The organism is Streptomyces cadmiisoli (genome assembly GCF_003261055.1).
GTDB lineage: Bacteria > Actinomycetota > Actinomycetes > Streptomycetales > Streptomycetaceae > Streptomyces > Streptomyces cadmiisoli.
In genome coordinates this window covers 4,319,955-4,334,050 of the sequence record NZ_CP030073.1, presented here as the reverse complement: position 1 = coordinate 4,334,050, position 14,096 = coordinate 4,319,955, and the positions used below count along the sequence as shown (strand labels likewise).

Sequence of the window (14,096 nt, the reverse complement as noted above, 5' to 3'; positions counted from 1 at the left end):
GCCGTTCGCTCGCGTGGAGCCCCGCGCCCGTGCGCTGTTCGCTAGCTCGGAGGCGGGCGCCTGTGCGCTGCGCTGTTCCGTTTTCGGGTGCCGGGTGCCGGGTGCCGGGTGCCGGGTGCCGGGTGCCGGGCGCCCGCGCGTCGTTCCGTTTCCGGAACCGGGCCGATGCGGTCGGCCCGGCCGGGGTCAGCGGGAGCGCTTGGCGAGCCGCTCCACGTCCAGCAGGATCACCGCGCGCGCCTCCAGCCGGAGCCAGCCGCGCTGGGCGAAGTCCGCCAGGGCCTTGTTGACCGTCTCGCGGGACGCGCCGACCAGCTGGGCCAACTCCTCCTGCGTCAGGTCGTGCACGACGTGGATGCCCTCCTCGGACTGCACGCCGAAGCGGCGGGAGAGGTCCAGCAGGGCGCGTGCGACACGGCCCGGGACGTCCGAGAAGACGAGGTCGGACATCGCGTCGTTGGTCTTGCGCAGCCGGCGGGCGACGGCGCGCAGCAGCGCGGTGGCCACCTCGGGGCGGGCGTTCAGCCAGGGCTGGAGGTCGCCGTGGCCGAGGCCGAGCATCTTGACCTCGGTCAGCGCGGTGGCGGTCGCCGTGCGCGGGCCCGGGTCGAAAAGCGACAGCTCGCCGATGAGCTCGCCCGGTCCGACGACGGCGAGCATGTTCTCGCGGCCGTCCGGGGACGTGCGGTGGAGCTTGACCTTGCCCTCGGTGACCACGTAGAGCCGGTCGCCCGGGTCGCCCTCGTGGAACAGGGAGTCACCCCTTGCCAGGGTCACCTCACTCATGGAGGCGCGCAGCTCCGCGGCCTGCTCGTCGTCGAGCGCCGCGAAGAGCGGATTGCGCCGCAGAACGTCGTCCACGAGTTCTCTCCTTGTCGACCTGCTCAGAGGATCTTTCCCCCGGTGTACCAGGGGACCGTGGTGCCCATTTTGCCGGACGGTCCAAACAGTGTGATCTGTCACAAGGATGCCGCACGGCCGTCGCCTGGTAAGCGGCAGGGGTCCAATTGGGCGCCGATCATCGGGGTCCGGGGCGGATGTCCGTGCCGGGGCTTAGGCTGGCCGAGTGTCCAAATCGCCGGTGAGAGCACAGGCCTAGGGGGCTGCGCGGGTGGTTGTACGTCGGGATTCCGCTGTGGGCGAACAGGAGCCCGGTAGCGAAAAGAAAGCCGCGAAAGCGGCAAAAGACGCTCCGGTGGAGAGTGCCATGGCCGCCCGGCGGGCGACGGCGAGAAAGACGACGCCGACGACGCCGATGAAGCCGACGGAGAAGAAGACGACGAAGGCGACGGAGAAGAAGACGACGGCCAAGAAGGCGACCACGGTGAAGTCGACGGCCGAGAAGGTGACGGCGAAGAAGGCGACCGCGAAGAAGGCGACCGCGAAGAAGGCGACGGCCGAGAAGGCGACCGTCGGACGGAAGAAGGCCGTCGCCGCCCCCGCGAAAGCCTCCGCCGCCGTCGAGAAGGCCTCGCCCGCGAAGACCGTCGCCCCGAAGCCGCCCCGCGACGAGTCGCGTACGGCTCTGGTCCGCCGCGCCCGCCGGATCAACCGCGAACTCGCCGAGGTCTACCCGTACGCCCACCCGGAACTCGACTTCGAGAACCCCTTCCAGCTCCTCGTCGCCACGGTCCTGTCCGCGCAGACCACCGACCTGCGCGTCAACCAGACCACCCCGACCCTGTTCGCCAAGTACCCGACCCCGGAGGACCTGGCCGAGGCCAACCCCGAGGAGGTCGAGGTGATCCTGCGGCCGTGCGGCTTCTTCCGGGCCAAGACCAGGTCGGTCATGGGGCTTTCCAAGGCGCTCGTGGAGGAGTTCGGCGGGGAGGTCCCCGGCAGGCTGGAAGACCTCGTCAAGCTCCCCGGAGTGGGCCGCAAGACCGCGTTCGTCGTGCTCGGGAACGCCTTCGGCCGCCCCGGCATCACCGTGGACACCCACTTCCAACGGCTGGTGCGGCGCTGGCGGTGGACGGAGGAGACCGACCCGGACAAGATCGAGGCCGCGGTCGGGGCGCTGTTCCCCAAGAGCGAGTGGACGATGCTCTCGCACCATGTGATCTTCCACGGCCGCCGCATCTGCCACGCCCGCAAGCCCGCGTGCGGTGCCTGCCCCATCGCCCCGCTCTGCCCCGCGTACGGCGAGGGCGAGACGGACCCGGAGAAGGCCAGGAAGCTCCTGAAGTACGAGAAGGGCGGCTACCCGGGCCAGCGCCTGAAGCCCCCGCAGGCCTACTTGGACGCGGGCGGCAAGCCGGCGCCGCCGCTGGGGGCCGGATGAGGGGACGACCGGCGTCCGCCGTAATGCCCTCCGCCGGAGCGGAACGAACTCGATGCCGTCCGGCGTCGGACTCAGCGACACGACGGGGGTGGCGATGACACGTGCGAGTCATACACGCGGCGGCGGGATGACGCTCAGCAAGGACGGGCTGCCCGACTGGCTGGATCCGGTGGTGCGCGCGGCCGAGACGGTCGAGCCGTTGCAGCTGAGCCGCTTCCTGCCGCCGGCCGACGGCCGCGGCCGGCAGTCCGCGGTGCTCATCCTCTTCGGAGACGGCGACCGCGGCCCCGAGCTGCTGCTGATGGAGCGGGCCAGCTCGCTGCGCTCGCACGCCGGCCAGCCCTCCTTCCCCGGCGGCGCGCTCGACCCCGAGGACGGCGACCCGGCGGCCGACGGGCCGCTGCGTGCCGCGCTGCGCGAGGCCGAGGAGGAGACCGGTCTCGACCCGTCCGGTGTGCAGCTGTTCGGCGTGCTGCCGAGGCTCTACATCCCGGTCAGCAGTTTTGTCGTCACCCCCGTGCTGGGCTGGTGGCGGGAGCCGAGTCCGGTCGGGGTCGTCGACCCCAACGAGACCGCGCGGGTCTTCACGGTTCCCGTGGCGGATCTCACGGACCCCGTCAACCGCGCCACCACCGTGCACCCGAGCGGCCACCGAGGTCCGGCGTTTCTGGTCGAATCGGCACTCGTGTGGGGCTTCACGGCCGGAGTGATCGACCGACTTCTGCACTTCGCGGGCTGGGAGCGGCCCTGGGACCGCGACAAGCAGGTCCCGCTGGACTGGCGCTCATGACAGGGTGGCCCTCGTGTCTGTGTGCCGGTCCCCCGGCCGACCAGGAGTGATCGCGAAGTGACGAGGCGAGGCTTGAAGCGGTGAACGTGCTGGACATCCTGTTGCTGGTCGCCGCTGTGTGGTTCGCGATCGTGGGCTACCGCCAGGGCTTCGTCGTCGGCATCCTGTCGGTGATCGGCTTCCTCGGGGGCGGTCTCGTCGCGGTCTACGCACTGCCCGTCATCTGGGACGCGCTCACCGACAACTCCGAGGTGAGCACGACCGCCGCCGTCGTCGCGGTCGTCGTCGTGATCGTGTGCGCCTCGGTCGGGCAGGCCCTGACCACCCACCTCGGCAACAAGCTGCGCCGGTACATCACCTGGTCGCCGGCGCGCGCCCTGGACGCGACCGGCGGCGCCCTGGTCAACGTCGTCGCCATGCTGCTGGTCGCCTGGCTGATCGGCTCGGCGCTGGCCGGCACCACCCTGCCGACCCTCGGCAAGGAGGTGCGCAACTCCAAGGTGCTGCTCGGGGTGTCCCGGGCGCTGCCCGCGCAGGCCGACACCTGGTTCGCAGACTTCTCCTCGGTCCTCGCGCAGAACGGCTTCCCGCAGGTCTTCAGCCCGTTCTCCAACGAGCCCATCACCGATGTCCAGCCGCCCGACCAGGCCCTCGCGAGCAGCGCCGTCGCCGTGCGCGCGCAGCGCTCCATCGTCAAGGTGATGGGCACCGCCGAGAGCTGCGGCAAGGTCCTGGAGGGCACCGGCTTCGTGTTCGGCGAGCGCCGCGTCATGACCAACGCGCATGTCGTCGGCGGTGTCGACGAGCCCACCGTCCAGATAGGCGGAGAGGGCAGGCGCTACGACGCGACGGTCGTCCTGTACGACTGGGAGCGGGACATCGCCGTGCTCGACGTACCGGACCTGGACGCGCCCGTGCTGAAGTTCGCCTCGGAGGACGCCTCCAGCGGTGACGGCGCGATCGTCGCGGGCTTCCCGGAGAACGGGGCGTACGACGTGCGCGCCGCGCGCGTGCGCGGCCGCATAACGGCCAACGGCCCGGACATCTACCACCGCGGCACCGTCCGGCGCGATGTCTACTCGCTGTACGCCATGGTCCGTCAGGGCAACTCCGGCGGCCCGCTGCTCACGCCCGAGGGCGAGGTCTACGGCGTCGTGTTCGCGAAGTCCTTGGACGACGCCGAGACGGGATACGCGCTCACCGTGGACGAGATCCGCGAGGACATCGACCGGGGTCGCACGGCGAACCAGCAGGTGGACAGCGACAGCTGCGCGCTGTGACCGCCAAGTCGCCCTGACTCAGCCGCGCGGGTGGCGCAAGCGCACCGAGACCCAGCGCGCCCGGCGGCGGAGAATGCGCGGAATGCCCACCCTGGGGTCTGCGCTCGGCAGTTGCGGGGTACCCCGCTGGTGGGACCTCAGGCCACTGCCCGAGCGGCGAGTGCGTGCTGCGTCACTGTAGTCGTGCGTCCAGCCCATACCCGGACGTCTGCCCCCGCCCCAAGGTCGATAACCGCCTCGGGCGCCCTCAATTGGCCTATGCGCCAGGCATTTGGCTGTTCGTAGTACAGGCGTTCAGAACCGCATACCGGGCGCAGTGGCTCGGTCACCGGTCGGGTTCGGGGTCTTTCAGCCAGTTGATCAGTTCCGAGGAGAACGCCACCGGGTCCTCCTCGTGCGGGAAATGGCCGAGACCGTCGAACAGCCGCCAGCGGTACGGCGCTTCGACGTACTCGCCGGAACCGGCCGCGCTGCGGGTCCGCATGACCGGGTCGAGGGAGCCGTGCAGATGCAGCGTCGGCACCCGCACGGGCCGCTTCATGCGCCGGTTGAACTGGATGCCGTCGGGGCGGGCCATGGACCGCACCATCCAGCGGTACGGCTCGACCGAGCAGTGCGCCGTCGACGGGATGCACATCGCGCGCCGGTAGTTCTCCACGGCGTCGTCGTCCGGCAGCCGCGGACCGGACCAGTCCCGGATGAGCCGGCCGACCAGCGCCGCGTCGTCCGCGACGAGCTGTCGCTCCGGGAGCCACGGCCGCTGGAAACCCCAGATGTAGGAACCCGCCCTGGTCTGCTTGACGTCGGAGAGCATCGCCGAGCGCCAGCGCCGCGGATGCGGCATCGAGGCGACCACCAGCCGCCGTACGAGCTTCGGGCGCATCGCGGCCGCCGTCCACGCCAGATAGCCGCCCAGGTCGTGGCCGACCAGGGCGGCGTCCGGTTCGCCGAGCGAGCGGACCACGCCGGTGATGTCCAGGGCCAGGTTGGCGGGGTCGTAGCCGCGGGGTGTGCGGTCGCTGCCGCCGACCCCCCTCAGGTCCATGGCCACGGCCCGGAACCCGGCGTCGGCGAGTGCGGTCAGCTGGTGCCGCCACGCCCACCAGAACTGCGGGAAGCCGTGCAGCAGCAGCACCAGCGGGCCGTCGCCCAGCTCCGCGATGTGGAACCGCGCGCCGTTGGCGGCGACGTCCCGGTGGGTCACCTCGCGCCCACCGGGCAGGTCGAGCCGTACGGCCGAGGCGGGCTGCGCCGAAGGTGTGCCGGGTTCCGTCATGACGACGAGCGTGCCACAGGTTCGACGGCGCCGGGCGTGCGGCCCTCGGGCAGCTCCGTCAGCTCGGGCAGCTGCGGCCTCGGGTGCGGCTTGGCCTTCTGCAGGACGCCGGCCGTCTCCTTGACCGACGCGGCGACCTTCTGCGGGCCCCGGCCCTTCTTGGCCTTCTTCGCGAACACGAGGCCGATCAGTGCCAGTACGAGCGCGATGAGGACGTTCGCCGCGAAGGAGAGCAGGAAGCAGATCGCGAGGTTCCAGTTGCTCCACGTCCGGATGCCGTAGGCGAGGGCGAAGTTCAGCATCGGCAGGGAGAACACCAGCAGCCCGCCGGCCGCCATGAACGCGCCGCCGCTGGTCGCGCCGCGTTTGACGTCCTGCCTGAGCTGCGCCTTCGCCAGCGCGATCTCGTCGTGCACCAGCGCGGACATCTCTGCCGTCGCCGAGGCGAACAACTGGCCGATGCTGCGTTCGGCGCCGACCGGGCTGCCGTCGGGTGCGCTCATCGCGATCTCCCTCTCCTGCGAACGGATCCGTCTTTGCCGGATTGCGTGCGGTCCCGTCTTTTGTACCGTCCCGTCAGATCATGCCGGACGGTCGTTCTCCTCGCCTGCCCCGCCCGCCACTTCGGCAAGGGCGCGTCGTTCGGCCTCCCGCTCCGCGGCGAGTCTGCGGTGCTCCGCGGCCTTGCGGTCGTAGATCTCCGCCATCCGCAGGTGGTACGCCGGGTCGTGCTCCTCGTAGACGTCCGGGATGCCGTCGAGGTCGTCGTCGCGCTCCTCGGCCTCGCAGATCCGGCGGTATCTGACGTTGCGGATCTTCAGCAGGACCGTCGCGAACACCGCCGCGATGAGTGACCCCGTCAGCACGGCCGCCTTGACCTCGTTCGTCAGCGCGGGGTCGCCCTCGAAGGCCAGCTCGCCGATGAGCAGCGAGACCGTGAAGCCGATGCCGGCCAGCGAGGCGACGGCGAAGACGTCCGCCCATTCGAGGTCGTCGCTGAGCGAGGCCCGGGTGAAGCGTGCGGTGAGCCAGGTGCCGCCGAAGATGCCGACCGTCTTGCCGACCACGAGACCGAGCACGACGCCCAGCGTCTCGGGCCGGGTGAACACATCGCCCAGGGCACCGCCGGAGATCGCGACGCCCGCGTTGAACAGGGCGAACAGCGGCACGGCCAGGCCCGCGGAGAGCGGGCGCACCCGGTGCTCGACGCGCTCGCCGGGGGAGTGCTCCTCGCCCTCGCGGGTGGTGCAGCGCAGCATCAGGCCCATGGCGACGCCGGCGATGGTCGCGTGGACGCCGCTGTTGGACATCAGCCCCCAGATCACCAGGGCCAGCGGCACGTACACGTACCACCCGCGCACTCCCTTGCGCAGCAGCACCCAGAACAGGCCGAGGCCGACGACGGCGCCGCCGAGCGCCGCGAAGTCGATCGTGTCGGTGAAGAAGACGGCGATGATCAGGATCGCGATGAGGTCGTCGACGACGGCGAGGGTGAGCAGGAAGGCCCGCAGCGCGCTCGGCAGGGACGTGCCGATCACGGCGAGCACGGCGAGGGCGAAGGCGATGTCCGTCGCGGTGGGCACGGCCCAGCCCTTGACGGAGCCGTCGCCGACGATATTGGTCAGGAGGTAGACGAGTGCCGGTACGGCCATGCCGCACAGGGCCGCGACCACCGGCAGGGCGGCCGCCTTCGGGTCGCGCAGATCGCCGGCGACCAGCTCCCGCTTGAGTTCGATGCCGGCGACGAAGAAGAAGACCGCCAGCAGGCCGTCGGCGGCCCAGTGCGCGACGGACAGGTCGAGGCCCAGGGCCTTCGGGCCCAGGTGGAAATGGCTGACGGTGTCGTAACTGTCGCCCAGCCCGGGTATGTTCGCCCAGGCCAGCGCGATCACGGCGGCGAGCAGCAGCAGGACGCCGCCGACCGTCTCGGTGCGCAGCGCGTCCGCGACGAAGGTCCGCTCCGGCAGTGACAGGCGTCCGAAAAGCTTGCGGGGGCTGAGGGGCGCGGTCACGGGGGAGACCTCCGGTCGTTGGGCAGCACGGATCACATGCCGACCAGACTTCCCGGCGCACCTTGCGTCCTTGTTGTGTTCTTGACGCGCTCCTTAGCTTACCTAAGGTACGGCGGCCGGTCCGATGACCTTCACATTAGGCGCCAAAAGGGCACCCGGCGCGCCTGTGGGGCGTCGTTCGCCGGGTGCCCGGAAGCCGTACCGCTCAGTCCTCGGAGGGCGCCGCCGGGAGCTTCGCCTGGATGAGGTCCATGACCGTGGAGTCGGTCAGCGTGGTGACGTCACCGAGCTGCCGGTTCTCCGCGACATCGCGCAGCAGACGGCGCATGATCTTGCCGGAGCGGGTCTTGGGCAGCTCCGCGACCGGCAGGATCCGCTTGGGCTTGGCGATCGGACCGAGGGTGGTGCCGACGTGGTTGCGCAGCTCGGAGACCAGGTTCTCGGTCTCGGCGGCCGTGCCCCGCAGGATCACGAAGGCGACGATCGCCTGTCCGGTCGTCTCGTCGGCGGCGCCGACCACGGCGGCCTCGGCGACCGACGGGTGCGACACGAGCGCGGACTCGACCTCGGTGGTGGAGATGTTGTGCCCGGACACCAGCATCACGTCGTCCACCCGGCCCAGCAGCCAGATGTCGCCGTCGTCGTCCTTCTTCGCCCCGTCACCGGCGAAGTACTTGCCCTCGAAGCGGGACCAGTACGTGTCGAGGAACCGCTGGTCGTCGCCCCAGATCGTGCGCAGCATCGACGGCCACGGCTCGGTGAGCACCAGATAGCCGCCACCGCCGTTGGGCACCTCGCCGGCCTCGTCGTCGACGACGGTCGCGCTGATGCCGGGCAGCGGGCGCTGCGCGGAGCCCGGCTTGGTCTCGGTGACGCCCGGCAGCGGCGAGATCATCATCGCGCCGGTCTCGGTCTGCCACCAGGTGTCCACGATCGGCGTCCGGTCGCCGCCGATGTGCTTGCGGTACCAGATCCAGGCCTCCGGGTTGATCGGCTCGCCGACCGAGCCGAGGACCCGCAGGGAGGACAGGTCGAACTTCGCGGGGATGTCGTCGCCCCACTTCATGAACGTGCGGATCGCGGTCGGGGCGGTGTAGAGGATCGTCACCCCGTACTTCTGCACGATTTCCCAGAACCGGCCCTGGTGGGGGGTGTCCGGCGTGCCCTCGTACATCACCTGGGTCGCGCCGTTGGCCAGCGGTCCGTACACGATGTACGAGTGCCCGGTGACCCAGCCGACGTCGGCGGTGCACCAGTACACGTCCGTCTCCGGCTTGAGGTCGAAGACGGCGTGGTGGGTGTACGACGTCTGGGTGAGGTACCCGCCGGAAGTGTGCAGGATGCCCTTCGGCTTACCCGTCGTACCGGACGTGTAGAGGATGAACAGGGGGTGCTCGGCCTCGAACGCCTCGGGGGTGTGCTCGGCGGACTGCCCGTCGACGAGCTCGTGCCACCACACGTCCCGCTCGGTGTTCCACGCGACGTCCTGTCCGGTGCGGCGTACGACCAGCACGTGCTCGACGGTGCCCGCGCGCTCGACGGCCTCGTCCACGGCCGGCTTCAGCGCGGACGGCTTGCCGCGCCGGTAGCCGCCGTCGGCGGTGATGACGACCTTGGCGTCGGCGTCCTGGATGCGGGTGGCGAGCGCGTCCGCCGAGAAGCCGCCGAAGACCACGGAGTGCGCGGCGCCGATGCGGGCGCAGGCCAGCATCGCGACGGCGGTCTCGGGGATCATCGGCATGTAGACGGCGACCCGGTCGCCCTTCTGGACGCCCAGCTCCAGCAGGGCGTTGGCCGCCTTGGAGACCTCGTCCTTCAGTTCGGCGTAGGTGAGGGCGCGGCTGTCGCCGGGCTCGCCCTCGAAGTGGATCGCCACCCGGTCGCCGTGCCCCGCCTCGACATGCCGGTCGACGCAGTTGTACGCGACGTTGAGGGTGCCGTCCTTGAACCACTTCGCGAACGGCGGGTTCGACCAGTCCAGCGTCTCGCTCGGCTCCTTGGCCCAGGTCAGCCGGCGGGCCTGCTCGGCCCAGAAGCCGAGCCGGTCAGCCTTGGCCTGTTCGTACGCCTCCGCCGTGACGTTGGCGTCCGCGGCCAGGTCGGCGGGGGGCGCGAACCTGCGCTCTTCTTTGAGCAGGTTGGCCAGGCTCTCGTTGCTCACGACATCTCCCTCTCGAAGGGTGTCCGTTGTGTCCCAGGCCACAGCTCATCAGACCTGGTGGTCGGATGACAAGGGTCGACGGAAAATTGGTTTAGACCTGTCGAGGGGTGTGGTCGCGGGTGGCCGGGGCGCTCGCCCCGCACGACTTCCGTCGCCGGTCATCCTTTCCCACGGACCGCGCGCGGACCCGGTTCAGTCCTGTTGCCCCCCTCACATCCCGCACCGGGCCCGGTGCGCACACCTTCGGCACCGGGCCCGGTCGCGGGTCAGGCGGGCAGTTCCGCCGCCCGGACGGTGTCGAAGACCTGCGTGCCGCCCTCCTCGCCGTCCTCGATCAGCAGATACGCCTGGGCCTCACCGACGTGGAAGTACATGCCGTGCAGCTCCAGCGCCCCCTCCCGCAGCGCGCGGGACACCGAATCGTGGGCCCGCAGGTGCTCCAGCTGCTGCACGACATTGGTCAGGCCGAGCTGCTCGACCGCGTCGGCGGGCGAGCGCCCGGCGAGCCGGGCCCATGGCCGCCCCTTGTCGGCCATGCGCTCCAGGCTGGGCAGCCCGTGCCGCAGCCATCTCTTCAGCGGCGTGCGCGAACCGGCCGGCTCCGACTTGAGCAGGGCCTGCATGGCCCCGCACCCGGAGTGCCCGCACACCGTGATGGACCGCACCCTGAGCACGTCGACGGCGTACTCGATCGCGGCGGCCACCGAGTCGTCCCCGCTCTCCTCGCCCGGCAGCGGCACGAGGTTGCCCACGTTGCGCACCACGAACAGGTCCCCCGGACCGCTGGAGGTGATCATTGAGGTGACCAGGCGGGAGTCGGCGCAGGTGAGGAACAGCTGCGACGGCCGCTGACCCTCGCGCGCGAGGCGTGCCAGCTCGCCGCGCACCAGCGGCGCGGTGTTGCGCTGGAACGCGCTGATCCCGCGGACCAGCCGCAGACGGCTCGGCTCGTGCCGGTCGGTGCCGCCCGGTCCGTCCGGCGTGCCGGGCGCGCCGCAGGCGCTCTCGGGCGTCCGGGCGCCGTCGGAACCGGCCGGGTGGTCACCGTCGGGCGCCGCGGCCGGTGGCCCGTCCCGATCGCACTGGTGGTTGCGCCACGGTGTCCAGGGCCGGCAGCGGCAGTCGGCGGGCTCGGCGGCCCGCGCGCCTCCCCGGCGGCCGGGGTGGCTCACCGGCTCGGCGATCCGGACCCCGGCGCGCCGGCCCGTCAGCTCGACGGAGCCGCCCTGCGCGGTGTGCGTCTTCTGCCAGTCCTGGAGCGTCTCGTACGCCGCGTGGTCCATGAAGGAGCCGTCGAGTTCGACGACGACCTTCGCGCCGTGGGGCACGAGGTGCAGGGCCCGGCTGAGCCTCGGCACCGCGAGGAACGTCAACTGTCCTCTCACATGTACGTGATGGACTCCTTCCGTCTCGTCGTGCGTGATGCGGGTGCGGGTGAGGCGGTGCAGGGCGACCCCGACGGCGACGGCGATGCCCAGCACGACGCCCTCCAGGACGCCGAGGAGCACCACGCCGAGCGTGGTCACGGCGTACACCAGCACTTCTCGGTGGCGGGTCACCGTGCGGATGTGGTGCAGGGACACCATCTGGATGCCGACGGCCATCACCAGGGCGGCGAGCGAGGCGAGCGGGATGAACTCCAGGATCGGGACCATCAGCAGCGCGGCGATCACTACGAGAACGCCGTGCAGCATCGTGGAGTTCCGGCTGACGGCTCCCGCCTGCACATTGGCGGAGCTGCGCACGGCCACCCCCGCGACCGGCAGCCCGCCCAGTCCGCCGGAGACGATGTTGGCGGCGCCCTGGCCGAGCAGCTCGCGGTCCAGGTCGGAACGGTTCACGCGGACGGCCGTGCCGGGGCGGGCGGCGGCGAGTTTGTCCACGGCGACGGCGCCGAGCAGTGACTGCACACTGCACACCAGCGTGGTGGTGAGCACCGCCGCGACGAGGCCGAGCGCGGGCCCCTCGGGCAGCCCGGCCAGCGCATGGCTGCTCCAGGACGGCAACTCGACCTTGGGCAGGGCGAGTCCCGCGAGCGCTGCCGTCGCGGTGGCCCCGGTGACGGCGACCAGGGGGGCCGGCACGGTGCGCAGCAGTTCCCCCGTCCGGCCGGGCAGACGGGGCCAGGCCAGCAGCAGGACCAGGGTCAGCGCGCTCATGGACAGGGCGGCGGGGTGCAGGTGGGCGAGTTCCGCGGGCAGCGCGCGGAGGTTGTCGAGCACGGCGCTCTGCGGGGTGCCGCCCAGCACGATGTGCAGCTGCGCGACGGCGATGGTGACGCCGATACCGGCGAGCATGCCGTGCACGATCGCGGGGCTCACGGCGAGTGCGGAGCGGGCGACGCGCACACAGCCCAGGGCGAGTTGGGCGAGGCCCGCGAGAACGGTGATGGCGCAGGTCGTACGCCATCCGTAGCGGTGGATGAGGTCGGCGGTGACGACGGTGAGCCCGGCGGCGGGACCGCTCACCTGGAGCGGGGAACCGCCGAGCCGTCCGGCGACGATCCCGCCCACCGCGGCGGCCACCAGGCCGGCCTGGAGGGGGGCGCCGGTGGCGAGGGCGATGCCGAGGGACAGCGGCAGGGCGATCAGGAAGACGGCGATGGACGCGGACAGGTCGGCGCCCGCGACGCGGAAGCGCCGGGGCCCTTTCGGTGGCGGGCTGTGGGGCTGGTGTACGGGCTCTGGCCCGTGCGGATCGGTGGCACGAGTGGGGACACAGGCTGACATGTTCTCCCGTCTCTTCCGGGGCGGCGCGGTCGCGGAACAGGTGGTCCCTGCACAGCGGCGGGGTCGGGTCGCGGCCGTGGGTCACGGCGTACAGCGGCGGGATGCAGCTACTTTCAGTAAACGGATCGTAATGCAGAGTAAAGGTCAGGCATGGATTTTCCGGGCATATGGGTGAGCGAATCACTCCGCTGAGTGAAGTGGGCATTTCATCGGCTTGTCGTACTAATTCCTTCTTCGTCTCGTGCGAACTTGGCGGCGCCGCCAACTCGCTGACTGAGGAAGGAAGGTGGGTGGAACATGGCCGCCACCCAGAAGGTCGCCACGGTCGCCGTGGTCGCCGCGTCCTGTGTCGCTTCACTCGCCGGTTGCTCGACCGGCTCCAGCGGTTCGAAGGAAGGAGCCCCCGGCCCGCAGCAGGCGCCGGCCGAGGCGCCGAGGAGCGCCATCCGTCTGATCGGCGACGGCTCCACCGCGTTCACCGGGGCGCAGCCGCATCTGCCCCGGCCCGAGCGCCTGAAGGCCGGTGAGAGACCACCCCAGTTCGTGGTGTTCTCCTGGGACGGAGCAGGTGAGGACAGCCAGCGGCTGTTCTCCCACTTCCGCAAGGTCGCCCGGGAGAACAACGCCACGATGACGTACTTCCTCAGCGGTGTGTACCTGGTGCCCGAGGAGAGGCGGGACGTCTACCGGCCCCCGCAGCACTCGCCGGGCCGCTCGGACATCGGCTTCAACGACCGCGACGGCATCGCCGACACCGTGAAGCAGCTGCGCCTCGCGTGGCTGGAGGGCAACGAGATCGGCACCCACTTCAACGGGCACTTCTGCGGCAGCGGAGGTGTCGGCGAGTGGTCGGTGGAGGAGTGGAAGGACGAGATCGCCCAGGCGAAGCAGTTCGTGAAGTCCTGGAAGACCAACTCCGGGATGAAGGACACCTCGCCGCTGCCCTTCGACTACGACAAGGAGCTGATCGGCGCGCGCACGCCCTGCCTGGAGGGCCAGAAGAACTTCATCAAGGCCGCGAGCGGGTTGGGCTTCCGCTACGACACCAGCGGCGTCAACAACCAGGTCTGGCCCGGAAAGAAGGAGGGCCTGTGGGATCTGTCGATGCAGCTCGTGCCGTTCCCGGGGCACACCTATGAGCAGTTGACCATGGACTACAACTTCATGGTCAACCAGTCGGGCACCACCACCCAGGGCGACCCCGGCAAGCACGAACGCTGGGGCGACGAGATGCGCGACGGCCTGCTCCAGGGCTTCCAGCGCGCCTACGACGGCAACCGCGCACCGCTGATCATCGGCAACCACTTCGAGTCCTGGAACGGCGGCACCTACATGCGTGCCGTCCAGGAGGTCGTCGAACAGGTCTGCAACAAGCCCGAGGTGCGGTGCGTGTCCTTCCGGCAACTCGTGGACTGGCTGGACGCGCAGGACCCGAAGATCCTCGCCAAGCTGCGCACGCTGAAGGTCGGCGAGGCGCCGAAGCAGGGCTGGGAGTCCTTCCTGTCCGCCCGGCCCGCCCCGGCCCCGAGGGGTGTCCCCGGGGCACCGGCGGTCCGGCCGTAGGCGC

The 14,096-nt window shown here is 70.8% G+C and carries 11 protein-coding genes; 4 read left to right on the top strand and 7 right to left on the bottom strand.

The window, feature by feature from the left end; all coding sequences use genetic code 11:
* Positions 1-186 precede the first annotated feature (186 nt).
* Entirely contained in the window at positions 187-861 is a 675-nt protein-coding gene (locus DN051_RS18590) for a Crp/Fnr family transcriptional regulator (protein ID WP_053756529.1), read from the bottom strand.
* Between the two features lie 346 nt (positions 862-1,207).
* Between DN051_RS18590 and nth the strand changes: the two genes are divergently transcribed.
* From nth to DN051_RS18575, 3 genes are all read left to right on the top strand, one after another.
* Positions 1,208-2,281 carry an endonuclease III gene (gene nth, locus DN051_RS18585; RefSeq protein WP_246041063.1) on the top strand — a complete coding sequence of 358 codons (1,074 nt, stop codon included), beginning with the start codon at positions 1,208-1,210 and terminating at the stop codon, positions 2,279-2,281.
* A 94-nt stretch (positions 2,282-2,375) separates the two neighbouring features.
* Entirely contained in the window at positions 2,376-3,071 is a 696-nt protein-coding gene (locus tag DN051_RS18580) for an NUDIX hydrolase (RefSeq protein ID WP_053756669.1), read from the top strand.
* An 80-nt stretch (positions 3,072-3,151) separates the two neighbouring features.
* Positions 3,152-4,351 (top strand): MarP family serine protease, encoded by a 1,200-nt coding sequence (locus tag DN051_RS18575; protein ID WP_053756528.1) that lies wholly within the window; start codon positions 3,152-3,154, stop codon positions 4,349-4,351.
* An 18-nt stretch (positions 4,352-4,369) separates the two neighbouring features.
* Here DN051_RS18575 and DN051_RS46535 read toward each other — a convergent pair whose 3' ends face one another.
* The 6 genes from DN051_RS46535 to DN051_RS18545 all read right to left on the bottom strand — a co-directional run bounded on the left by DN051_RS46535 (position 4,370) and on the right by DN051_RS18545 (position 12,529).
* A complete protein-coding gene (locus DN051_RS46535; RefSeq protein ID WP_079000301.1) occupies positions 4,370-4,549 on the bottom strand; it encodes a hypothetical protein in 180 nt (59 codons plus the stop codon).
* A gap of 127 nt (positions 4,550-4,676) precedes the next feature.
* The gene (locus tag DN051_RS18565; protein WP_053756527.1) at positions 4,677-5,627 is read right to left on the bottom strand and encodes an alpha/beta fold hydrolase; all 951 of its coding nucleotides are present in this window, start codon (positions 5,625-5,627) and stop codon (positions 4,677-4,679) included.
* Entirely contained in the window at positions 5,624-6,130 is a 507-nt protein-coding gene (locus DN051_RS18560; RefSeq protein WP_053756526.1) for a phage holin family protein, read from the bottom strand. Before DN051_RS18560 ends, DN051_RS18565 begins: the two co-directional genes overlap by 4 nt.
* Before the next feature lie 78 nt (positions 6,131-6,208).
* Positions 6,209-7,639, bottom strand: a complete 1,431-nt coding sequence (nhaA, locus tag DN051_RS18555; RefSeq protein ID WP_053756525.1) for a Na+/H+ antiporter NhaA — start codon at positions 7,637-7,639, stop codon at positions 6,209-6,211.
* A gap of 205 nt (positions 7,640-7,844) precedes the next feature.
* Entirely contained in the window at positions 7,845-9,800 is a 1,956-nt protein-coding gene (gene acs / locus DN051_RS18550; protein ID WP_112439112.1) for an acetate--CoA ligase, read from the bottom strand.
* A gap of 266 nt (positions 9,801-10,066) precedes the next feature.
* The gene (locus tag DN051_RS18545) at positions 10,067-12,529 is read right to left on the bottom strand and encodes a bifunctional SulP family inorganic anion transporter/carbonic anhydrase (RefSeq protein WP_053756523.1); all 2,463 of its coding nucleotides are present in this window, start codon (positions 12,527-12,529) and stop codon (positions 10,067-10,069) included.
* 297 nt (positions 12,530-12,826) lie between these two features.
* Here DN051_RS18545 and DN051_RS18540 point away from each other — a divergent pair, with 297 nt between their 5' ends.
* The gene (locus DN051_RS18540) at positions 12,827-14,092 is read left to right on the top strand and encodes a polysaccharide deacetylase family protein (protein WP_112439111.1); all 1,266 of its coding nucleotides are present in this window, start codon (positions 12,827-12,829) and stop codon (positions 14,090-14,092) included.
* Positions 14,093-14,096: the final 4 nt, after the last annotated feature.